20 protein-coding genes and 1 pseudogene are annotated in these 21,184 nt (G+C 61.0%); 6 read left to right on the top strand and 15 right to left on the bottom strand.

Features of this window, described 5'->3' with window-relative positions; genetic code table 11:
- Positions 1–69 precede the first annotated feature (69 nt).
- Genes QM600_RS00190 through pafA form a run of 3 tightly spaced genes read right to left on the bottom strand, consistent with a single transcriptional unit; the run spans position 70 to position 3,459 of the window.
- Complete coding sequence (locus tag QM600_RS00190) at positions 70–1,047, bottom strand: helix-turn-helix transcriptional regulator (RefSeq protein WP_283259468.1); 978 nt, start codon at positions 1,045–1,047, stop codon at positions 70–72.
- A complete protein-coding gene (locus tag QM600_RS00185) occupies positions 1,044–2,057 on the bottom strand; it encodes a helix-turn-helix transcriptional regulator (protein ID WP_283259467.1) in 1,014 nt (337 codons plus the stop codon). The genes QM600_RS00190 and QM600_RS00185 overlap by 4 nt, the downstream gene beginning before the upstream one ends.
- A 43-nt stretch (positions 2,058–2,100) precedes the next feature.
- On the bottom strand, positions 2,101–3,459 hold the full coding sequence (gene pafA / locus QM600_RS00180; RefSeq protein WP_283259466.1) for a Pup--protein ligase: 1,359 nt from the start codon (positions 3,457–3,459) through the stop codon (positions 2,101–2,103).
- 143 nt (positions 3,460–3,602) lie between these two features.
- On the opposite strand from pafA, the gene QM600_RS00175 reads away from it, so the two are divergent.
- Complete coding sequence (locus QM600_RS00175; RefSeq protein WP_283259465.1) at positions 3,603–5,024, top strand: bifunctional phosphatase PAP2/diacylglycerol kinase family protein; 1,422 nt, start codon at positions 3,603–3,605, stop codon at positions 5,022–5,024.
- Between the two features lie 15 nt (positions 5,025–5,039).
- Here the strand turns inward: QM600_RS00175 and prcA are convergent, their stop codons facing one another.
- The 4 genes from prcA to dop form a co-directional block, all read right to left on the bottom strand.
- Complete coding sequence (gene prcA, locus QM600_RS00170; protein ID WP_283259464.1) at positions 5,040–5,822, bottom strand: proteasome subunit alpha; 783 nt, start codon at positions 5,820–5,822, stop codon at positions 5,040–5,042.
- A complete protein-coding gene (gene prcB / locus QM600_RS00165) occupies positions 5,819–6,697 on the bottom strand; it encodes a proteasome subunit beta (RefSeq protein ID WP_283259463.1) in 879 nt (292 codons plus the stop codon). The genes prcA and prcB overlap by 4 nt, the downstream gene beginning before the upstream one ends.
- Positions 6,694–6,888, bottom strand: a complete 195-nt coding sequence (locus QM600_RS00160) for a ubiquitin-like protein Pup (protein ID WP_003944925.1) — start codon at positions 6,886–6,888, stop codon at positions 6,694–6,696. The genes prcB and QM600_RS00160 overlap by 4 nt, the downstream gene beginning before the upstream one ends.
- 145 nt (positions 6,889–7,033) lie before the next feature.
- Positions 7,034–8,533 carry a depupylase/deamidase Dop gene (gene dop, locus QM600_RS00155; protein ID WP_283259462.1) on the bottom strand — a complete coding sequence of 500 codons (1,500 nt, stop codon included), beginning with the start codon at positions 8,531–8,533 and terminating at the stop codon, positions 7,034–7,036.
- A gap of 57 nt (positions 8,534–8,590) precedes the next feature.
- Between dop and QM600_RS00150 the strand changes: the two genes are divergently transcribed.
- Entirely contained in the window at positions 8,591–9,163 is a 573-nt protein-coding gene (locus tag QM600_RS00150; RefSeq protein ID WP_283259461.1) for an NUDIX hydrolase, read from the top strand.
- A 112-nt stretch (positions 9,164–9,275) separates the two neighbouring features.
- On the opposite strand, the gene QM600_RS00145 is transcribed toward QM600_RS00150, so the two are convergent.
- Positions 9,276–10,193, bottom strand: coding sequence for an NADP-dependent oxidoreductase (locus QM600_RS00145; RefSeq protein ID WP_283259460.1), 918 nt, complete (start codon positions 10,191–10,193; stop codon positions 9,276–9,278).
- Between the two features lie 191 nt (positions 10,194–10,384).
- Between QM600_RS00145 and QM600_RS29725 the strand changes: the two genes are divergently transcribed.
- Positions 10,385–10,735 carry a MarR family winged helix-turn-helix transcriptional regulator gene (locus QM600_RS29725; protein ID WP_502942836.1) on the top strand — a complete coding sequence of 117 codons (351 nt, stop codon included), beginning with the start codon at positions 10,385–10,387 and terminating at the stop codon, positions 10,733–10,735.
- Between the two features lie 17 nt (positions 10,736–10,752).
- Here QM600_RS29725 and QM600_RS00135 read toward each other — a convergent pair whose 3' ends face one another.
- Positions 10,753–11,358 (bottom strand): class I SAM-dependent methyltransferase, encoded by a 606-nt coding sequence (locus tag QM600_RS00135; protein ID WP_283259458.1) that lies wholly within the window; start codon positions 11,356–11,358, stop codon positions 10,753–10,755.
- A gap of 134 nt (positions 11,359–11,492) precedes the next feature.
- On the opposite strand from QM600_RS00135, the gene QM600_RS00130 reads away from it, so the two are divergent.
- Positions 11,493–11,918, top strand: a complete 426-nt coding sequence (locus QM600_RS00130) for a pyridoxamine 5'-phosphate oxidase family protein (protein ID WP_283259457.1) — start codon at positions 11,493–11,495, stop codon at positions 11,916–11,918.
- Between the two features lie 85 nt (positions 11,919–12,003).
- Here QM600_RS00130 and QM600_RS00125 read toward each other — a convergent pair whose 3' ends face one another.
- A complete protein-coding gene (locus tag QM600_RS00125) occupies positions 12,004–13,686 on the bottom strand; it encodes an ATP-binding cassette domain-containing protein (protein ID WP_283259456.1) in 1,683 nt (560 codons plus the stop codon).
- Between the two features lie 251 nt (positions 13,687–13,937).
- Between QM600_RS00125 and QM600_RS00120 the strand changes: the two genes are divergently transcribed.
- The gene (locus QM600_RS00120) at positions 13,938–15,545 is read left to right on the top strand and encodes an AMP-binding protein (RefSeq protein WP_283259455.1); all 1,608 of its coding nucleotides are present in this window, start codon (positions 13,938–13,940) and stop codon (positions 15,543–15,545) included.
- A 600-nt stretch (positions 15,546–16,145) separates the two neighbouring features.
- Positions 16,146–16,670, top strand: coding sequence for a GAP family protein (locus QM600_RS00115; protein WP_283259454.1), 525 nt, complete (start codon positions 16,146–16,148; stop codon positions 16,668–16,670).
- 295 nt (positions 16,671–16,965) lie between these two features.
- Here QM600_RS00115 and QM600_RS00110 read toward each other — a convergent pair whose 3' ends face one another.
- From QM600_RS00110 to QM600_RS00085, 5 genes and pseudogenes are all read right to left on the bottom strand, one after another.
- Positions 16,966–17,391 (bottom strand): RlpA-like double-psi beta-barrel domain-containing protein, encoded by a 426-nt coding sequence (locus tag QM600_RS00110; RefSeq protein ID WP_283259453.1) that lies wholly within the window; start codon positions 17,389–17,391, stop codon positions 16,966–16,968.
- Positions 17,392–18,458: 1,067 nt separating this feature from the next.
- Positions 18,459–18,650 (bottom strand): hypothetical protein, encoded by a 192-nt coding sequence (locus tag QM600_RS00100; RefSeq protein WP_283259452.1) that lies wholly within the window; start codon positions 18,648–18,650, stop codon positions 18,459–18,461.
- A gap of 274 nt (positions 18,651–18,924) precedes the next feature.
- On the bottom strand, positions 18,925–19,944 hold the full coding sequence (locus tag QM600_RS00095; RefSeq protein WP_283259451.1) for an FAD-dependent oxidoreductase: 1,020 nt from the start codon (positions 19,942–19,944) through the stop codon (positions 18,925–18,927).
- A 211-nt stretch (positions 19,945–20,155) separates the two neighbouring features.
- Positions 20,156–20,608 (bottom strand): annotated as a pseudogene (locus QM600_RS00090) (6-phosphogluconolactonase); the annotation flags it as partial.
- A 35-nt stretch (positions 20,609–20,643) separates the two neighbouring features.
- The gene (locus QM600_RS00085) at positions 20,644–21,030 is read right to left on the bottom strand and encodes an HsmA family protein (RefSeq protein WP_283259450.1); all 387 of its coding nucleotides are present in this window, start codon (positions 21,028–21,030) and stop codon (positions 20,644–20,646) included.
- Positions 21,031–21,184 lie beyond the last annotated feature (154 nt).

Below are 21,184 nucleotides of genomic sequence, written 5' to 3'. Positions count from 1 at the left end.
GATGCGTAAGTGCCCGACTGCGGCTACCTTTTACCTGTTTGTTTCCTGTACGCAACTTGTGAAGGCGCGCTACGAGCCGATCGTGTCGTAGGCATCGAGCGCCGCGATTGCCCGGTTATGGACCTCCACGACCAGTTCCGGCGGGCCGAGGACTCGAACGCCTTCCCCGAATCCCATCACCAACCGCGCCATCCATTCGAGTGTCCCGAAACTCATTCCGGCCTCGACGCTGCCATCGTCGTTCACTTTCTGAACGTCCATCGGGTAGTAGTCGAGCATCCACACGCAGTTCTGGGCCACGAACAACCGAGCTTCCGGTAGCGAACCGTCGCCACTGAACAGCTCCAAGCTGGAATCGTCAGCCAGCGCATGCGGCGGCGGGTTCGACACTTCGTCGAGTTCGACCGCGTCGTCGATGCGATCGAATCGAAACAGCCTAACCCCCTCGGCCTGCCGGCACCACGCCTGCAGATAACTGAAATTGTCGACCAACACGATACGGACGGGATCCACGACTCGCTCCGAGACTGCGTCCCTCGACGCCGAGTAGTACGTCAGCTTCAGCGCATGTCGATCCGCCAATGCCGCCCGCACTGTTGCCGTGACCGGAGCCTCGGCGACGTCGACGTCCGGTTCGGATTCGCTGCCACGACCAGTTGCCTGCACCGCAGCAGAACCTGCTGCATCCTCGATCTTGGCAATCGCCCGCTGCGCAGCCGACGGATCCACCATCCCTGGCATCTCGACCAACGAGCGCAAGGCAATCAGCAAGGCAGTGGCCTCGGTCGACGTCAGCCGCAGTGGACGGTCGATACCCGCAGAGAACGTGACTTCGATACTTTCCTCGGAGAACGACAGATCGATGAGATCGCCCGGCCCGTACCCGGGCAGACCGCACACCCAGAGTTGATTGAGATCGTTCATCAACTGCGTCGTACTGACACCGAGTTCCTCGGCGGCCTCGGCAGCGCTGATACCCGGATTCGCGATGAAGTAAGGAACGAGGTTCAGCAAGCGCGCCAGCCTCGACGACAGACGATTACTCATCGATTGTTTCCCTTCGACTCGACACTTGCCGACAGCGAAGCCGCGCCGTGAAGTTTCGCGATCACATCGGCGCGAAGATCCGGCGGATCCAGAACGAGTGCGTCGACGCCGTGGCCGGCAATCAAACGGGCCGTCCATTCCCACGACCGGACGGGGATCGACAACACGGCGCCTTCACGTTCGGTCAACATCCGATCCGCCGATGACGATGCAAGCCTGCGCAATTCGTGGGCACGGTTCGCCGCCACCCACACCGTTGCTGTACCGGTGACAACGCCTGAACCCGTTACGCGGTCCACTACTTCCCGGAGATCGAGTCCCTCAGGTTTGTGAACCGCACCGGCCGGACCGAATTCACGAACGTCGTCGCCGATGCGTGAAAGCCGAAATGTTCGAACGGCGTCACGATCGACGTCATGTCCGACCAGGTACCACTTGCCGTTGTGGGTGACGACGCCCCATGGTTCGACAGTGCGTTCGGTGAACGGTTCGTTAAGCGCGCCTCGGTGCTGGAAATGAACTGCGCGCCCGGCATCGACTGCTGCGAGCAGCTTGCCCAATGCGGGTTCGGAACCTCGGGTGCGGGCCGGGATAGCCGTGACCGGGGCGGCGGAAACCTCGCCGTCAACCTGCACACCGGCCGCCCGAAGTTTGAGCAGCGCACTCTGCGCGGCAGCAATCAACTCCGGAGATTCCCACAACTGCACTGCCACAGCGACCGCCGCAGACTCTTCACTGGTCAGATCTACATCCGGAAGCTCATAGGCATTCCTGTTGATGCGATAGCCCTCAACCGTCGAAAACCGTCCAGCCGGACCGGTTTCCAACGGAACACCCAGGTCACGAAGCTCATTCTTGTCACGCTCGAACATCCGACTGAACGCTTCGTAGTTGGCGGAATCGTTGTAGCCCGCCACCGAGTCACGGATTTTCTCCGCGGTGAGGAACTGCCTGGTGGACAGCAAAGCAATCACCAGGTTCATCAACCGCTCGATCTTCGATGTCGCCACGCCGAAATCCTAGTGGCTCGCCGGTAGCGGGTGCGCCCAAGCGCTACATCGACGCGATGAGCCGCTCCACTCTCTCGTCGACGGAACGGAACGGGTCCTTGCAGAGTACGGTCCGCTGAGCTTGATCATTGAGCTTGAGATGTACCCAGTCGACTGTGAAGTCTCGCCCCGCGGCCTGCGCCGCGGTGATGAAATCGCCGCGAAGTTTCGCGCGTGTCGTCTGAGGGGGGTTGTCGACGGCCTCGTCGATGGTTTCGTCCTCCGTGACCCGCTTGACCAAACCCTTGCGCTGCAGAACGTCGAAGACGCCCCGGCCACGTTTGATGTCGTGATAAGCCAGATCGAGTTGAGCGATCTTCGGATCCGACAGCTCGAACCCGTGACGATCTTGGTAGCGCTGGAACAGTTTGCGCTTGATCACCCAGTCGACCTCTGTGTCGACCTTGGCGAAATCCTGCGCTTCGACGGCGTCGAGCATCCGGCCCCACAGATCGACGACCTGCTCGACCTGCGGATCAAGTTCACGATTACGGAGGTGCTCGACGGCCTTGGAGTGGTACTCACGCTGGATGTCGAGAGCACTCGCCTGGCGTCCGCCGGCCAATCGGACGGGACGTTTGCCGGTGACGTCGTGGCTGACCTCGCGGATGGCGCGAATCGGGTTATCGAGGGCAAAGTCCCGGAACGAAACTCCGGCCTCGATCATCTCGAGAACCAGCGCGGCTGAACCGACCTTCAGCATCGTGCTGGTCTCGGCCATGTTGGAATCACCGACGATGACGTGCAGGCGACGGTATTTCTCGGCGTCGGCATGCGGTTCGTCGCGAGTATTGATGATCGGGCGTGAACGCGTCGTTGCCGACGAGACACCTTCCCAGATGTGCTCGGCGCGCTGAGAAAGACAGAAAGTGGCGGCCTTGGGTGTTTGCAGGACCTTTCCGGCGCCGCAAATGAGTTGTCGCGTCACGAGGAAAGGAAGCAGGACGTCGGAGATCCGCGAAAACTCGCCGGCTCTCGCGACAAGGAAATTTTCGTGGCAACCGTACGAGTTCCCGGCTGAATCGGTGTTGTTCTTGAAGAGGTAGATATCGCCGCCTATCCCCTCCTCGGCCAGTCGCTCTTCCGCGTCGATGAGCAACTCTTCGAGCACACGCTCACCCGCACGGTCATGATTGACCAACTGGATGAGGCTGTCGCACTCGGCCGTCGCGTACTCGGGGTGCGAACCCACATCGAGATACAGCCGGGCTCCGTTGCGGAGAAAGACGTTGGAACTTCGGCCCCAGGACACCACTCGACGGAAGAGGTACCGGGCAACCTCGTCGGGGCTCAGTCGCCTGTGCCCGTGAAAGGTGCAGGTAACGCCGAATTCCGTCTCAATACCCATGATTCGTCTCTGCACACTTCGACAGTACAACCAGAATGCCCGCTTCACCCGTGTAGTTGACGAGCAGTGAGATCACGAGTCGACAACGGACACAACCGGCATAGGGTGGCCACGTGAGCAACATTCGTCGAAAACTTGTACGTACCGATACGAAACTAATGGAAAGCACTGGGGCGCTTCGACCTTCCGGACTGGATCCGGCGATGCGTTTCCTCTCTCGCGCCGCAGATCACGGGGTGTTGTGGATGTGCATCGCCGGTGTGATGACACTGATCGGTGGGCGGCCGAGGCGTGCAGCGGCCCGCGGAATGCTTGCGCTTGCCGGATCGAGCGCACTGGCAAACGGTGTACTCAAACCGTTGTTCCCCCGGCGCCGGCCTCCCGCCCGCGTGTGGCTCAACCCGAAGCGCGGGGTCACATTTCCCACGTCCTCATCGTTTCCGTCCGGGCATTCGTCTTCGGCCGCAGCGTTTACGGCAGCTGTTGCGATGGAAGCCCCCGTGGCCGGCGCCGTCCTGGTACCGCTGGCAGCTGCCGTTGCCTATTCACGCGTCCACAACGGAGTGCACTGGCCGTCGGACGTATTTGCCGGAATCGCGGTCGGCGGGGCTGTAGCAGCGGGAACACGCCGCTGGTGGGCAGTTCGCGACGAAGAACCAGCCGACCTCGGTCCCGAATGCGTCGTACCCGCACTGCCCCGCGGCGAAGGGCTCGTAGTCTTCACCAACCCGGGGTCTGGCGATGAAAACGACGGCATCGTGGATTCGATTCGCGCATCACTCCCCGACGCCGTCATCGTAGAATTCGATCCGGATATCGACTTCGACAAGCAGATCGAGGCGAAGGTCGCCGAGTTCACACCTCGTGCCTTCGGAGTCTGCGGCGGCGACGGCACAGTCGTCACCGTGGCGAACGCGGCAACAAGACACGAACTGCCGCTCGCAGTTTTCCCGGGTGGCACGCTCAACCATTTTGCCCGCGACGTCGGAGTAGTGGACGTCGACAACACCGCACTAGCAATCGAGACTGGCCAGGCCGCATTTGTGGACCACGCGGTCGTGACAACCGATACCGGGGTGAGCGCACGGTTTCTGAATACGGCCAGTCTGGGCGGGTACCCGGACGCCGTTCGGCTGCGTGAAAAGTGGGAACCCCGCTTCGGCAAGTGGCCGGCCGCGGGAGCCGCGATGATCCGCGTACTCGCGGCCGCGGAGCCGATGTCCGTCACCATCGACGGTGCACAGACCAGCATCTGGATGCTCTTTGTCGGGAACGGCCGCTACTCCCCCGGCGATCAGGTTCCGATGTCACGTCCCGAACTCAACCGAGGACTACTCGACGTGCGATACCTACGCGCAGACCGGCGACTCTCCCGCACTCGACTGCTGTTTGCCGCTGCGACAGGAACATTGGGCAGCTCCAGGGTGTACGTTCGCACGCTGGTTTCATCACTGTCGGTGAATGTCGCCGACAGTCCGGTCGCGATAGCAACCGACGGTGAGGTGGTGGCAGACGCGCGCCGGTTCGATTTCGAAACCGAACCGGGCGCGGTGGCCGTCTACAGAATTACGCAGAACTAGCTCAATATTTACAGGTCAGGAGGATGCGTCGCCTTCGGCGGGCGTCGCATCCTTCTTTGTATCTTCGGCATCCGCAGGCGGAACCGGAAGCATCGCTTCAAGTGCCTCACCCGAGATCCGTTTGAATGCGCGACGAGGCCGATTGTTGTCCAGAACGGCAACCTCGAGCGCCTCGACGGTGAGTATCCGCGGTTCCGCTTCGGTCGTCCCGACTGGTGCCGGCCCGCCCTTCTGCAAAGCCCCGACCGCGATACGCACCGCGGATTCCAGATCCAGATCCCGCTGATACGTCTCGCGCATCGTCGTCACGATGGGCTCGGTAGTGCCGCCCATGACAACAAACGACTGCTCATCGGCGATCGAACCGTCATACGTGATCCGATACAGCTGAGCGGGCGTACTACTGCCGAAACGGCCGATTTCAGCGACGCAGATCTCGACCTCGTACGGTTTGGGTTGCTCCGTGAAAATGGTGCCCAGCGTCTGCGCGTACGCATTGGCCAGCGAGCGGCCCGTCACGTCACGGCGGTCGTACGAGTAGCCCCGCATGTCCGCGTGCACGATGCCGGCACGGCGCAGATTCTCGAACTCGTTATACTTTCCGACTGCCGCAAATCCGAGACGGTCGTACAACTCACTGACCTTGTGCAACGCCGTCGACGGGTTCTCCGCGACAAACACCACACCGTCTCGGTACGTCAGCACGACAACACTTCGCCCGCGGGCAATTCCCTTGCGCGCCAACTCCGAACGATCCCGCATGATCTGTTCGGCTGATGCGTAGTACGGCATCGTCATAACGCAGAATCCCCTTCCGGACTATTGAGCGCGGAACGCGTCGCAACAATCTCTCGCGCGATCTCGGAGGCCTTGGCCGTCGACAGTTCTACCGCCCCGGCCGCAGTGATCGTGACCGCCGTGGGATAGATCCCGCGCGTCAAATCCGGACCACCGGTTGCCGAGTCGTCGTCCGCCGCGTCGTAGAGCGCTTCGACTGCCAATCTCAATGCCGTGTCTTCGTCGATACCGGGCGAATACAGCTTCTTGAGAGACGACTTTGCAAACAGTGAACCCGATCCGACGGCGTGATAGCCGGCGCGTTCCTCGTACCGACCGCCGACGACGTCGTAAGACACGATCCGGCCCGCGGTGAGCGGGTTGGCAGCATCAAGGTCGTATCCGACCAGGAGAGGCACCACCGCAAGCCCCTGCATAGCTGCACCGAGATTGCCGCGCACCATCGACGACAAACGATTCGCCTTGCCGTCGAACGTCAACGACACGCCTTCGATTTTCTCGTAGTGCTCGAGTTCGACGGCAAACAACCGCACCAATTCGATGGCAATGCCGGCGGTGCCCGCGATACCGGCGGCCGAGTAGTCGTCGGTGACGTACACCTTCTGCACATCGCGACTGGCGATGAGATTACCCATCGTTGCCCGACGATCTCCGGCCAGAAGCACACCACCGGCATAACTGATCGCGACGATGGTGGTTCCGTGCGGCGCGATATCGCCCCCGCCCATGACTACACCTCCCGTGTCTGCGAAACGGTTCTGCGGAAGATGTTCCGGTGCATGCACTCGGAGATATTCCGTGAACGACGACAGATTGGAGCCGAAGCTCAGCCGTGTGTCCCCGTCAGCTAACCGGGGAGCGCGACCGCCCGTCACTGGCCGCCCTTCTGGACATACGCGCGAACGAAGTCCTCGGCGTTCTCTTCCAGCACATCATCGATTTCATCGAGTAGGTCGTCGGTTTCAGCAGCTAACTTTTCACGACGCTCCTGGCCGGCACTACCGTCGCCGCCCGTGGTTTCGTCGTCTTCGCCGCCACCGGCACGCTGCGTCTGTTCTTGAGCCATCGCCGTCGACCTCCTTAAGTGAAGGGAGCTCTCGCGAGCATCCTGTTCGGCCCAGCAGAGTCGGTAACTGATCCCGCTCGGACCTTTACCCTACCGAGCGGCACCGTCACGTGCCGGGAGACGCGACGATGAACACGTACGGAAATCAGTGGGTGAGCTGATCCACCAACTCCGCTGCGCTGTCGACAGAGTCGAGCAATGCACCCACATGGGCTTTGGTTCCGCGCAACGGTTCCATAGTCGGAATCCGGATCAACGACTCACCGCCGAGATCGAAGATCACCGAATCCCAGCTTGCAGCAGCAATGTCGCCGCCGAATCGGCGCAGACATTCACCACGGAAGTAAGCGCGCGTATCGGTCGGCGGATTACTCACTGCGTCGAGAATCTGCTGTTCCGTAACAAGCCGTTCCATCGATCCGCGGGCCACCAAACGGTTGTAGAGCCCCTTGTCGAGGCGCACGTCCGAGTACTGCAAATCGACCAAATGCAAACGCGGCGCAGACCATGCCAACCCTTCACGGTTGCGGAAGCCCTCGAGCAGACGCAATTTCGCCGGCCAGTCGAGAATGTTCGCACACTCCATGGGATCCCGCTCGAGTAGATCGAGGACCATCGCCCACTTTTCGACGATGTCGTCCGCCCGCGGGTCTCGATCGGTCTCTCTGTCGAGGAACCTCGCGACGCGATCGAGGTAAATCCGTTGCAGGGCAAGACCTGTCAATTCACGCCCGTCAAAGAGGGCGACAGTTTTGCGCAGCGTCGGGTCGTGACTGATGTGATGAACAGCGGTTACCGGACGGGCCAATTGGAGATCCGTGAGGTCGACTCCCGCTTCGATCAGATCCAGAACCAGAGCCGTCGTCCCGACTTTGAGATACGTCGACATCTCGGCCAGGTTCGCATCGCCGATGATGACGTGCAAACGCCGATACTTGTCGGCGTCGGCATGAGGTTCGTCGCGAGTGTTGATGATCCCGCGCTTGAGCGTCGTCTCGAGACCGACCTCGACCTCGATGTAATCGGCGCGCTGCGAAAGCTGGAAACCGGCTTCATCGCCGGACTGCCCGATTCCGACGCGTCCCGAACCACAGATCACCTGACGCGAGGCGAAAAACGGCGTCAGTCCGGCGATGATGTCGTTGAACGGGGTATCGCGCGAGCACAGGTAGTTCTCGTGGGTTCCGTACGACGCACCCTTGCCGTCGACGTTGTTCTTGTACAACTGCAACCGCGGCGCACCCGGAACGCTGGACGCGTGACGTGCGGCGGCTTCCATGACCCGTTCCCCGGCCTTGTCCCAGATCACCGCGTCCAGCGGATCCGCGACCTCGGGTGCCGAGTACTCCGGGTGCGCGTGATCGACGTACAGGCGCGCACCGTTGGTCAGAATCATGTTTGCCGCACCGATCTCGTCGGCATCGATCACGGGAGCGGGCCCGCTCAACCTCCCGAGATCAAAGCCGCGGGCGTCACGGAGCGGCGATTCGACCTCGTAGTCCCAGCGTGTGCGCCGAGCCCGGGGAACCCCCGCGGCCGCCGCATACGCCAGCACCGCCTGGGTGGACGTGAGTATCGGATTAGCCGAAGGCTCACTGGGTGAAGATATTCCGTACTCGACCTCGACACCGATAATCCGCTGCATAACTTCGAGACTATGCGATCGAGCATCATTACCCGCAGTGGTGGCACAGTAGTAAGAATGGATCAGCCGCCTGCCGCCCAGCCGAACCCGTCGGACGAGGTTGTCGCCGTCTATGACCGAGACGGCAATCCAATCGGCCAGGCGCCCCGCGCAGTCGTCTATCGGGAGGGTCTGTGGCACGCCAGCGCCGGTGTTCTGGTGCGCTCCACAGATGGTCAGCGTGTGTACGTTCACCGCAGAACTGCCTGCAAAACCGTCTTCGGAGGCCATCACGACTGCATCGCCGGTGGCGTCGTAGATCCGGGAGAATCGCCCTACGAGACCGCTGTGCGCGAGGTGGGAGAAGAGCTCGGAATCTTCGGCACGGAGGATGCGCCGTTGGAGCTGAGAGAAATTGCGCGAACTTCGTGGGACGGCGAGTGGGGCGGACGCCCACTGCGGTGCCATCTGTTTGCTTTCGAACTCAGCTACGACGGTCCGATCCATCATCAGCCGAGCGAAATTTCCGACGGATGGTGGTGGACGCCAGAAGAACTCGACGCCCACCTGCGGGATCCGTCGTGGCCGTTTGTTCCCGACACACGTGTCCTGCTGGCCGACTACTGCTGGAGCAGCCTCAGCAAGGAGTGAAGCCCGGCAAGACACAGTCTCGGTGACTCCGCGCTGCCGCATGCATGACGCTCCCTCTCGACAATCCGCGAAGGAGCGTCGTCCCGTGGTCTAGTCGACGGTGATGACGGTTTTACCAACGAGCTTGCCGCTTGCTTGCTGCGTCTTCGTGGACCGCCTGTAGCTGCTGCAGTGGTCGGCGATCGACAATCGCGAGCTCGAGGCGGCCTTCGTCTAGACGGGACACCATGTCGGCCAGGTGGGAGCCGTTGGGCGTCACCCATACGCTCGCAGTCCGGACCGAGCGCTCGTCGTCGGCGGGCACGGCCCCGGCGGAGCTGACCGCAATGCCGCCGTCAGCGACGTACGAGGCCAGCTTCGCAAGTCCGTCCGCATCCAAACGCACGTGATTGACTACCACGTCGAAAGGACCACCGACCGCGGCAGGACCCGCATCGAGGTCCAGCGGGCCGACAATATTCGTCACGCCGTAGCCGCGGAGACCAACGGCGTGCTGCGGTCCGTCGACTGCGGTGACGGTAGCGCCGGCGTCGACCGCAAGCTGGACGACGAGGCTGCCCACCGCACCGCAGGCTCCATTGACGAGCACGCTCTGCCCTTTCTGGATGTCGGCCAGCTCGATGGCAGCCTGCCTGGCTGCGAGGCCGGCGAGCGGAAGCGCTGCGGCATCGGTCAGGGCCACCGTGCGGGGCGCGGCGGCAAGAAGACCGGCCGCGATCACTGCGTACTCTGCCGCGCCGCCATGCTGGTCCAGGGGAAACATGCCGACGACCTGGCCATCGACCTGCAGGCCGCTTACCTCTGCGCCCAGCTCGATGACCGTGCCGGCAACGTCCAAACCTGGTGTGATCGGCAATGGGGTGGGAATGGCTTCCGCCAGCACCCCTAAGCGGATGTGGTCGTCTACCGGGTTGAACGACGTGGCGGCGACTTTGAGCAGCACCTGGCCGCGACCGGGTGCTGGGCGTGCCACCTCATCCTCCCGCACAACCTCGGTGCCGCCGAACTGGTGGTAGCGAATCGCTTTCACGGAATCTCCTCGTGTGTGTCGTCGGGGCCCAGAATTAATAAGGGCCGCCCGCTTGACTTGACGAAGACCAGCAAGCGGTCTGGCAGGACCTGCTTACCGTCGTCATCGCACTGCCCACGTTGCTCGATCGTCAATTGGAGCAGGACGCCGAGACATCGAACTTCGAGTACAGCGTCCTCGCGCGCCTGTCCATGGCCGACGACCTGATGATGCAACTCAGTGACCTGGCTGCGCAGTGCAACAGCAGCCAACCCCGACTCTCGAAGGTGATGGTCCGTTTCGAGCAGCGCCAGTGGGTCACTCGCCAACCCGACCCGGCTAACGGGCGCTACACGCTTGCCACGCTGACCGAGGCTGGGCTGCAGAAGGTCGCCGACTGCGCGCCCGGCCACGTCGAACGCGTGCGAGAGGAGGTCAAGGTCGAGCGATCGGAACCGCGCGGGTCTTGTGGGCCGGAACGAGGAACTATGTTGACCTCCACAGATTACGGTCGCGTCGGCATCATCAGGCCACCCAACCGACGAAAACTGATGTCGCAATGAGTGATTGAGGCAACCAATCAAACAGCTGAGCGGCAGGCGACGATTGCACCATGTGGCCGGTAGCCGTGGCCGGTTCGCGTGTGCGTCTCGATCGTCTCGAATCCCGCCGCGAGCAACTCTAAGCGCAACCCTTCCACGGGCCACCGATACGCCTCGACAACAAGATGCGCGAACGGCTCGACCGTCGCGCCCTCGAAGAACCCAAGTAGTAGGCCACCGCCTGGCCTGATGCAGCGCGCAAACTCAGCCAATACCGTGCGCACCTCCGCGGGCGGCGTGTGGATTATCGAGTACCACGACAGCACACCACCCAGTGAACCATCCGGCACGTCCAGCGTTTCCAGCCTTCCGACTCGGAACGGTACTTCTGGAAACCTGGCCTTCGCATGACCGATGAACTCCGGCACCAGGTCAACGCCCTCGACGTGGACCCCGCGTTCGAATAAGTAGTTGGTCCACTGGCCAGACCCGCAGCCGGCATCGACAACGGGACCATCGATTCCCTGCGACCAGGCCGACACCAACTCCCGATCCGCTGAGTGCACCGAATCCATCGATCCGAAAGCGTCGACGCACTCGCCTACGCGCCCGGCATAGGCATCGCGCACACTATCGATTTGCATGAACCGAATCGTAGACGGCGAGAACGTTTCTCATACATTTTTGCGGCAGAAGACTGCCCAATAGATGTTCTTGACTATCGCCAGTAGCAGACGAAGTCATTTCTCGACGTCAACGACCGTTGTAGTCTCGGATGATGGCACTCTCCGAAAACGAGCGTGAAGAATTCCTGGCCGAACCACATGTAGCGGCACTGTCGGTATCGAACGGTTCCCAGCACGGACCGTTAACTGTCCCCATCTGGTATCTCTATTCGCCCGGAGGAAGTCCCTGGGTTCTAACTGGGAAGGACTCGACAAAGGCCCGACTCATCGAGTCTGCCGGGCACTTCTCACTCATGGCGCAACGACTAGAACCGACAATTCGCTATGTGAGCGTCGAGGGCCCCGTCGACAAGATCGTTCCGGGTACGGACGAAATGTTGGTCGAAGTGTCGCGGCGGTACCTCGCACCGGACAAAGTCGACGGGTATCTCGATTTCGCGCGTTCACAACTGGGCGAGCAGGTCGCTATCTACATGACTCCACAACGCTGGCTGTCTGCCGACCTCGGACAAATCTAGGACCGCAGGTCCGGTTACAGAACGACGCAGTCAGTCGCGTGTCGGGTCGTCATCAGGCACTATCGGTCGCAGTGAGGTGTCGATGTCAGCGGGCGCGTTCAACCCTGGCTTCATCCCACACCGGCGACTCACTCTCGTACACGTTCCCACCCGAGCCGAAGACAAGGAACCTGTCGAACCCACGCGCAAACCAACGATCATGGGTGACCGAGATGACGGTGCCGGCGAACTGCGCGATCCCCTGCTCCAGTGCGTCCGCCGAATGAAGGTCGAGGTTGTCGGTCGGCTCGTCGAGCAACAGCATCGTGGCGCCCGAGAGTTCCAGGAGCAGGATCTGTAGGCGCGCCTGTTGACCACCGGACAGATCGTCGTACTTCTGCTCCGCGGCTAGGGACAGCCCGTAGCGATCGAGAGCCCGGCTCGCCGCTTCGCGCCCCATCCCATGTCGATGCTCGTCGCCCATGTGCAGGATCTCGAGCAGCGTGTTCCCCGTGAGGTCGGGCCGAGAATGCGTCTGGGCAAATAGTCCAGGACGGACCCGAGCGCCCAGCGTCGCTGTGCCGCCATGATTGACGGGAGCGATGTCGAGCGCCTCGACGGGTAGGTGCTCGGTTCCCGGGTCGGTTCCTCCACCCGCCAACAATCGTAGGAAGTGTGACTTCCCCGACCCGTTGGAGCCCAGCACGGCAACTCGATCTCCGTACCAGATTTCGGTATCGAACGGCTTCATCAACCCGGTCAGCTCGAGATCTTGGCATACCAAGGCGCGCTTGGCTGTTCGTCCTCCGGAGAGTCGAACGGTCACCTTCTGCTGCAGTGGAATTGCCTCGGGTGGTCCCGCCTCCTCGAACTTCGCCAGCCTGGTTTGCGAAGCGTGATACCGCGCAGCGACGCCGTCGTTGAACTTCGCTTTCTCGCGCAATCGGAGAACCAGGGCACGCAGTTTCACAAGTTCTTCGTCCCAGCGCCGACGCAGTTCTTCGAAGCGAGCGTTGCGATCCTCACGAGCTTGGTGATAGCTGGCCAGACCGCCACCGTGGGTCCACGACGTAGCGCCGCTGATTCCTGGCTCCAGGGTGACGATATGAGTTGCGGCGTTGGCAATCAGTTCGCGATCATGACTGACGAACAGGACCACCTTCGCAGACTCCGAGATCGTCTTTTCCAACCATCGCTTACCCGGTACGTCGAGGTAGTTGTCCGGCTCGTCCAGAAGAAGTGCGTCGTCAGGCCCGGCGAACAGCGCTTCCAGGACCAACCGCTTCTGCTCTCCCCCACTGAGTGAGTTGGCTGCTCGCCACTTCGCTAGGTCGTACGGCACACCGAGAGCAGATGTGGTGACCTTGTCCCAGAAGTCTTCCGTTTCGTAGCCGCCCACGTCCGCCCAATCGGCCAGAGCGTGCGAATACTTCATCTGGGTCGATTCTTCGTCGCGCTCGATCAGCATGTTCTCCGCGGTTTCGAGTGCTAGCGCTGCGTCGCGGATCGGGGCGGGTGACACGGACAGCAGGAGATCACGCACGGTGGACTCGTCACGAACCTGACCGACGAATTGGCGCATCACGCCCAGCGTTCCGGATCGCGTGACGGCGCCTTCGTCTGCGGCCGCATCCCCGGAGATGATGCGGAGCAATGTCGTTTTGCCAGTCCCATTCGGGCCGATCAATGCAGTCTTGGCACCGTTGCCGACTCGAAAGCTCACACCGCTGAGCAACTGTCGACCATCGGGGAGGAAGTAATCGACGTCTGCGATGTTGAGGTGAGTCACGGTGTCAAGGGAACCCTACGCACGTCGATCTGCCAAACCATTAATCCGTTGATCGGCCACAGTCTCTACATTCATGTTGGAAATAGACAGACAGGAGTGATCCACTTGGTGTGCAACTGTTGGGATTTGAGAAATTCAGCCCAGCCTGCCGAAAACGAATCTGCGCGTTTCGCTTCGGGGCGGCAGGGAAGGTGTCTAGATTCAGGGCAATCTGCGTCCACATCGCGGCGCTGCCTCTGAAAGGACCGACGATGCAGTTCAACCTCGCAGACGTTTTCGAGACGGTCGCCAACTCAGTACCGGATCGCGTTGCATTGACTTACGAGGGAGAGAACTTCTCCTACGGCCAGTTGGACGCGGAGGCCAACAGGACTGCCCACCTGCTCACGAAGGTCGGCATCTCCCGGGGCGACCACGTGGCGCTGTTCCTCAAGAACAGCGTCGAACATGTCACCTCAATCCTTGGGTTGATCAAGATCCGCGCGGTGCCGATCAACGTGAACTACCGGTACACGCCCGCCGAACTCGAGTACATCTTCACTAACTCCGACTCGGTCGCAGTGGTCGTGGAACTCCCCGAACATCAACGTGTCCTTGCTTCCCTTCTCGACGCGTGCCCGATGGTGCGGACGGTGATCGTGATCGGCGAGATCGACGCCGAGTTGCTCGCCGCCGCGAATGCACGCGCAGTGTCCGTGGTTTCCTTCGCCGACGCTCACGAGTTGTCCCCCACAGCGGATTTCGACGCCCGTACGGGCGACGACCTGTACCTGCTCTATACGGGAGGGACCACCGGATACCCGAAGGGCGTCATGTGGCGGCAGGACGACTTCTTCCGCAAGCCGCTCTCCGGCGGAAACCCGTACGGCGAGGCGGCGCGGCAAGATCTCGCCGAGATCGCCAGTGCTGCAAAGGAATTTCCCGAACTCTCATTCCTCATTGCCGCACCTCTCATGCACGGTGCTGCGTTGTATTCACTGTTCACCTTCTTCACCCTCGGCGCTCGCGTGGTCCTGCGGCGCGACTTCGACCCCAAGAAGGTTGTCGAAGCGATCGAGAAGGATTCGGTCCAGGTGATCCTGATCGTCGGCGACGGCATGGGGATGCCATTGGTCGACGAGATGGAACGACGCAAGGGCGAGGTCGATTTCAGCTCCCTGTTCTCGATTACGTCGGGTGGCGCAATCTGGTCCACCAGCGTTCGGGACCGCATGTTGGCGGTCAAGCCAGACCTGCTGTTGCGGGACAACTTCGGTGCCTCGGAGTCCGGTAACGACGGCGCCTTCTCCATTGACGAGGCCGGCAATCTGCGAATGCCGCCCTCTCCGAACATGGTCCTTGTCGACGAGCGACTGGACGAGATCCCTGCGGGTTCCGACGAGGTCGGCTACATCGCGCGCATCGGCAACGTCCCGCTCGGCTACTACAAGGACGAGGACAAGACTGCTCGCACGTTCCCGACCCGCACGGATGGAACCCGCCTGTCAGTGCTCGGCGACATGGGCAAGGTCGAAGCGGACGGCACTATCGTCTTTCTCGGCCGTGGCTCGCAATGCATCAACACCGGCGGCGAGAAGGTCTTCGCCGAGGAGGTCGAGGCAGCCCTTCACGCACACCCGTCGATCGTCGACGCACTCGTCGTCCCCGCACCCGACGCACGCATGGGGCAACAGGTCGCAGCGGTGATCGCGACCTACCCCGGGTCGCCGGAACTAACCCTCGACGACGTGCAGGAACACTGCCGTAAGACGTTGGCCGGCTACAAAATTCCGCGCACGATCGTACTGGTCGAGGAAGTCAAGCGAACCCCAGCCGGCAAAGCGGACTATCGCTGGGCGACGACTCTGGCGTCCTCCTAATTCGGGAGGGATTCGCTCTGGTGACGCGCGATCGATTGGTCAGGACGCGGTGGATCATGATCTGGACCTCGCCCTTATCGGCGTGGTTATGGCCGAGCCTGGGCTCGCCGACAGCCATTCGGTGAGCAAGGTCTGCCACGAACCGCAATGGCAGCGCAGGTACGTTACCGTCCCCTCACTCGTCCGATGCCGAGATTCGACCTCCCAACGGTGAATACAACTGACCGGTGCGATCTCTGTTCTTGTCATGCGACAAGCATGATGTAATGGCCTTATGCATCTCAACCCTTACTCGAAGATGCGATGACACTGGCACAGACGAGCGAAGAACACGCCGACCTGACGGAAGCTGGCAAAGAGGATGTATACGAAAGTTGCGCTATTCCCGTCCCTCACCGTTTCACGGTCTGACCCGAAACCTTAGATTGCGGCCTCCCATTAGGACTCGAGCCTTCGGCGTTCCTTCTCGATCTGGCTTTGTTCGAGTCGAATACGCTTGCGTTCCTGAACACTGAACCGTCTGACCTGCATCGCGAGTACGGCGTCAGCACCAGTTTCCGTCACCCCGAGCAAATTCATCACGGCGCGTCGGGATCCATCATGATCGGAGGCACCGCTCACCACCGCGATGAGCTCGCTGCGGCAGTCCATGCCGGCAGCGATCGCGGTGAGGATCTCAAGTCGTTCGGTGAGCATCGCCAGCATTTCCTGACGGCTCGGAGGTGGATCGCCGCGGCGTTCGTCGTCGTGGCCCTGCTGTCCAAAGAAGCTCTCACCTGTCATCGGCTCAGGATGGCCGGTGAGAAGCAGCCCGGTGTCGGTTCCGAACGTTCCACGCATGTGCCCGGAACAGTAACCTTGTTCATTCGGGCATCACCCCAGTCGATCGGTTCGGCGTCGCTGGCAACCGGCGAGGTGATCGTCTCGATCCTGGTCTTCACGATCATCGCCGGTTGCACCGTGGCGATCCCGGTCGCCGAGTACCTGGTGGCTGCAGATCGTCTACGTGAACCGTTGGCCCAGCTCAAGGTTTGGCTCCAGGAGTACAACACCACGGTGATGAGTGTGCTGATTTTGGTGATCGGAGGTGTCCTGATCGGCAAGGGAATCTGCGGAATCCGCTGATCCCGGCTCGGCCAGGAAATCCGCCAAGAGGTGCTGTCAAGTTGTTTGGTGTGCAACTGTTTTCGGGCGCAGCACGCCATCACAGTGGGCGGTGTTCAGGCAGCGAGGGTCTGTTCGGTGACCTGATCCCACACCTGAAATCGAGCGGCAGTACCAGTTTTCAACCGTCGTCACACAAACGAAAAGATGCTGCCCTGAACTGGGATAATTCGACTTGCGAAAGTTGAATCAACACCAGTTCCAGGAGCATCTTTTCGACCCGTGAAGTCGGCATGTGCCCAACTCACAGACGAGATCAGTCGATGAACTGCCATGTGATAGGAATTCTTCCATCCGACAGATTACCCAACTTTGCAAAAGCTGCTGGTGAAAGATCAAGATCACCAGCGGCGCAGCCTGGGCATGTATCTACGATGGTTACAGTTACCGATCTCATCCCCCTCGTGGCCAGAATTCGTTTTCCGCACAACGCTCTGGTCCAGATACGTGCGGAAATCGCAACCACGTAGTCGGCATTTACTGACGTACCGCCACAACTACCGAGCCCGACTTTGAAGTACGTTGCATCGCCGCTGTACGTTTTCGTATCGTCCGGCGTGCTGCCTGCACTGCCTGTACTGCCGGTGGAGGTGTCTCCAAGCATTTCGAACAAAGTGGGTTGCGCACCCGCTATCGGCGTTCCCGCCAATACGCCAGCGGATGCCGCCACCGCGACGGCCACGGATACCACAATTCGTCGCACGGAATATCGGGACAAAACGACCTCCTGTTTTCAATCGGAAACGGGGTATTTTCGCACGTTTGGGCGACGGTACCGGCCGACCGGTACTACCACTGTGTAGGCTCGCCGGACTTGACATTCCAAATAGGTTCTGTCCGGGTGACGGTGACCCCGGGCGTCAATGTGCCCTCATGTCAAGCGAGGGTCGCAGGCATGCTTGCCACGGGTCCTCGACTCGGGCGCGTAGATCTTCGCGGCAGGTTCGGCGAGTCACAGGCATATGCCGAGACCGACCAACAGCGTTGTCAAGTTGTATGGGGTGCAGCCATTTTCGGGTGCAGCAGGGAAATTTGTGGACCGGAGTTCATGCGGCCTGGGCCAGTTCGGCGACCAGATCCCACACGTGAAATCGAATAGCGACTTCGGTGCGGTGATCGGTGGCGGTCATACGGTGCCGAGGCGGGCGGAAGTGCGGTGAGATACGACTGAAAGCGGCCAAAAACAACTGGGCTGAGCCGATAGTGCCGGTGTTCCACCGACGACATCGTCTCCAGGTGCGCGACCGGGTAACTGCCGAGCTTGCCGGTGATCAGAACGCGCGGCGGGTTCTCAAAGACCGTACTCCGACCGAACTATTCGAGACCCTGTTAACCTCTCAGCCACGCCAAGTGTTTCAACGATGACCAGAACCCGCCCCGTCGTTGACAGGGCCCTCTCGGTCAGGGGTGCGTCTGGATCTGTTGAGCACCAACCCCCTTGAGTGCTCCGGAAATCAAAATCCACAATCGTCCCCGCTTTAGTGCGGTGCGTGGTGATCCGAGAAGACCAGTAGCCGCACAAAATTCTGACGATAGCAGCGCGAGTTCAGATCAGGACGAAAGCCTCACCGCTCCAACTAAATAGGGATTCCCATGAAGCTCTACGACGGTAGAGCGCGTCACTTCGTGGCGAGGTTGCTGGTTCGAGTCCAGCTGGGAAACAACAAGACCCAACTGCCCTGAAAACTGGCAGGCCATGAAAGTGCTAACACGTCCAGCGGGACACGCCGCGGCGTTTCACACGAACGCTTAGGCTGCCTCGTAGTCCATCAAACCGCGACTGAGAATTTCCTCGTGGATCTCGCGCAACGAGTCATCGAGATCCGCGAAGTATCCAGCATCAGGACAAGGAATGAGCATAGTTGCATCCTCGTAAGTAACTCTCAACGAGCAGTACAGATCAACAAGATCGGCATTGTCAACTAGTGCGAGCGGCTTCATCGAGTGACCTCCGAAGATCAGTGTTCATTTGTGATCGCCAGTCCTGGCAACGCCACTTGAGGGACGAACAGCTAACCAAGGCCTACTCGCTGTCTTCCCCGGAGACCTTTCCCTAAACGCTTCAGTTGGCACCAACCGAACGCAGTGACTTGTTGAAGGAAGCGATGGGCTGATGCTCACTTAGGCACCGTCACCTCGAGAACATTCGAACCATCAACGTGCCAGGTCGGTCGCCGCGAGGAAACGAATCGCGAACTCCGCACAATTCTCGCAGCTATCGCTGATCAGAACCAGGCTGCGGCAATCGCCGCTCTTCATCCATCCGGTCACGAACAGGCCCACGATCGGTAGACCGTTCCCGTTCGACCACCGCGGCGCTCCGGTGCGGAACGGTGCCACGTCCATGATCGAAAGGCAGTCCGGCAAGTGGCGTACAGACATACCCGATTACCCGGTACACCGCTTGAACCGTGTAATCGGTACAAACACCCGAGGCGGTGAGGTGACCGTAGCCGTCCGGATCTGTGCGGTCCACGCGGAGTGCTTCAACTTTCCCGTCACCAAGAATTTCCGCAGGCTGGCGGCAAAGGTGCAGGTAAACTCGGCGCTGGGCAGTTCGTTCGGCAGAAATGGCGTCCGCGAAAGTGCGGAGCGTCTCTACAGCCAGCTGGGTGTGCACCAGCTGTTTGGTCATCCGCGCGATATGCCGGTCCGGTGCGACGTCGGCAGCGTCGACCACGACATCGACTCCGGGTAATTCACCGAGAGCGCGCAACTCTTTCGGGGAGAAGCGAGCGTCGGCGGGTCCGCGTCGGACGAAGATGTGCACTTCCCGAACGAGACTGACGACGATCCCTGCCTGAACTTCGTCGGATACGTCCGTGGCCTGCAGCGATTGTGCCTCTGAGAGAGGCATGCGCGTGACATCGAGTGCAACGTTGCCACCACCGATCACTGCCACCGACTCTGTATGCAACAGCCAGTGCTGTGGTGCGTCCGGGTGATCGTCGTACCAACCGACAGAATCGGCGGCACCGAGAGAACCGGAAAGATCAACACCGGGAATATCGAGCGGCGCATCCCTGAGCGCACCAGTAGCAATGATCACGGCGGCGTAGGAAGAACGTTGATCGTCGACGGAAAGGCCGGTTGCTATCTCCACGTTGCAGAACAGTCGCGTGTTGCCGGCGACCAGCATGGCGTGCAGGGAGTGGAGGATCGCCTCGGTCTCAGGGTGGTCTGGCGCGAGGCCGTAGCGCACCAGCCCATACGGCGTGGGTAGACGTTCGAACATGTCGATATTGGTGCTAGGGCCAGCTCGGCCAGAGCACCAGCGGCGTGGACACCCGCCGGTCCCGCTCCGACGATCGCAACACACAACGGTGGGGAAAAGCCGGAGTGACCGACCGAACCGGGGTACCACTGAACCTCTCGCGCTGATCATGCACCGAGGTTAGAAGCTCAATTGCGGTCGAGATCAAGTCCTCGTGCCAGTAGCTCTGCTCTCAGTAGCCCTGCGACGAGGGCTTGTGCTCCGTTGTGTACCGATAGAACTCGGCGAGTTCGAGTTCTACCGCCGCGGCTTCGTCGACGATGACGGTCACGTGACGATGCAACTGAAGTACCGAAGCCGGGCAGAACGCCGAGACCGGGCCTTCGACTGCCGTCCGGACCGCGGGGGCCTTACCCGCCCCGTCAACGACCAGCACGAGATATCCTGCATCACTGATCGTTCCGAGTCCTTGCGCGATCACGTGATGCGGGACCTCGGCCGGTTCTGCGAAGAACCGTGCATTGTCGGCCCGAGTCCTCACGGTCAGCGTCTTCGCTCGCGGGTATGAGGCGAGAGAGGAGGACAGTTCATTGAAACCGATGTGCCCGTTGAGCCCGACGCCGAGGATGTGCACGTCGATGGGACCGTTCTCGGCAATGGCGGCATCGTAGCGCCGTACTGCTTCCAATTGTGCGGTCGCGCGCGTGCCTACTCGGGGCGCTAGTTCGTCATCGCGCCGATGGCCCCGGTGAAGTAGGGCACCAGCCAGATCGCCCAGACGACCAGGCTGAACTTGTGGAACTTCGCCTTCTCGGAGGGTCGATCGCGGAGCAGGACGATGACCGCCCACACCAGGTGAATGGCCATAAGCGCGATGGCTAGGGCCCCGGTGACGATCATAATGTTGTTGAAGGTGGACGTTCCGGTATCCGGCGACTCATCGGAGATTCGACTCATCAGAAAGGTTCCGGTTGCGTCGCAAATCAGGCCGAGCAAAAATGCACCGGCATGCCACCACTTCAGTGTCTTCTGGATGCGTTCTGACCACACACCGATCGAGTAGAAAACCAGGGCAAACGTGATGACGATGATCGCTGCGGCCAACATGCCCTGAGACTAACTCGGGGCGATCTGCGATGTACGGATGCACTCAGGCCTGCGTGTCGAACGGGACAAGGCCCCTGAAGTAGTGGAATCGCGAGGCGCGTTGTGGTCGCTTGCGCCAGTGTCGATCCACTGACAGGGCCCTTGACGGAAAACC

Source organism: Rhodococcus sp. IEGM 1379 (assembly GCF_030056815.1).
GTDB lineage: Bacteria > Actinomycetota > Actinomycetes > Mycobacteriales > Mycobacteriaceae > Rhodococcus_F.
The sequence above is the reverse complement of the archived record's forward strand: the minus strand, read 5'-3'. Positions and strand labels throughout refer to the sequence as shown.

What these genes read in the sequence shown, in the direction of transcription:
- prcA (WP_283259464.1), bottom strand. Translation starts at nt 5,822, where the DNA reads ATGACGATGCCGTACTACGCATCAGCCGAACAGATCATGCGGGATCGT.
- QM600_RS00135 (WP_283259458.1), bottom strand. Translation starts at nt 11,358, where the DNA reads ATGCAAATCGATAGTGTGCGCGATGCCTATGCCGGGCGCGTAGGCGAG.
- QM600_RS00130 (WP_283259457.1), top strand. Translation starts at nt 11,493, where the DNA reads ATGGCACTCTCCGAAAACGAGCGTGAAGAATTCCTGGCCGAACCACAT.
- QM600_RS00100 (WP_283259452.1), bottom strand. Translation starts at nt 18,650, where the DNA reads ATGAAGCCGCTCGCACTAGTTGACAATGCCGATCTTGTTGATCTGTAC.
- QM600_RS00150 (WP_283259461.1), top strand. Translation starts at nt 8,591, where the DNA reads ATGGATCAGCCGCCTGCCGCCCAGCCGAACCCGTCGGACGAGGTTGTC.
- QM600_RS00095 (WP_283259451.1), bottom strand. Translation starts at nt 19,944, where the DNA reads ATGTTCGAACGTCTACCCACGCCGTATGGGCTGGTGCGCTACGGCCTC.
- QM600_RS00115 (WP_283259454.1), top strand. Translation starts at nt 16,146, where the DNA reads ATGATCGGAGGCACCGCTCACCACCGCGATGAGCTCGCTGCGGCAGTC.
- QM600_RS00160 (WP_003944925.1), bottom strand. Translation starts at nt 6,888, where the DNA reads ATGGCTCAAGAACAGACGCAGCGTGCCGGTGGCGGCGAAGACGACGAA.
- QM600_RS00175 (WP_283259465.1), top strand. Translation starts at nt 3,603, where the DNA reads ATGGAAAGCACTGGGGCGCTTCGACCTTCCGGACTGGATCCGGCGATG.
- QM600_RS00120 (WP_283259455.1), top strand. Translation starts at nt 13,938, where the DNA reads ATGCAGTTCAACCTCGCAGACGTTTTCGAGACGGTCGCCAACTCAGTA.
- dop (WP_283259462.1), bottom strand. Translation starts at nt 8,533, where the DNA reads ATGCAGCGGATTATCGGTGTCGAGGTCGAGTACGGAATATCTTCACCC.
- QM600_RS29725 (WP_502942836.1), top strand. Translation starts at nt 10,385, where the DNA reads ATGGCCGACGACCTGATGATGCAACTCAGTGACCTGGCTGCGCAGTGC.
- QM600_RS00190 (WP_283259468.1), bottom strand. Translation starts at nt 1,047, where the DNA reads ATGAGTAATCGTCTGTCGTCGAGGCTGGCGCGCTTGCTGAACCTCGTT.
- QM600_RS00085 (WP_283259450.1), bottom strand. Translation starts at nt 21,030, where the DNA reads ATGTTGGCCGCAGCGATCATCGTCATCACGTTTGCCCTGGTTTTCTAC.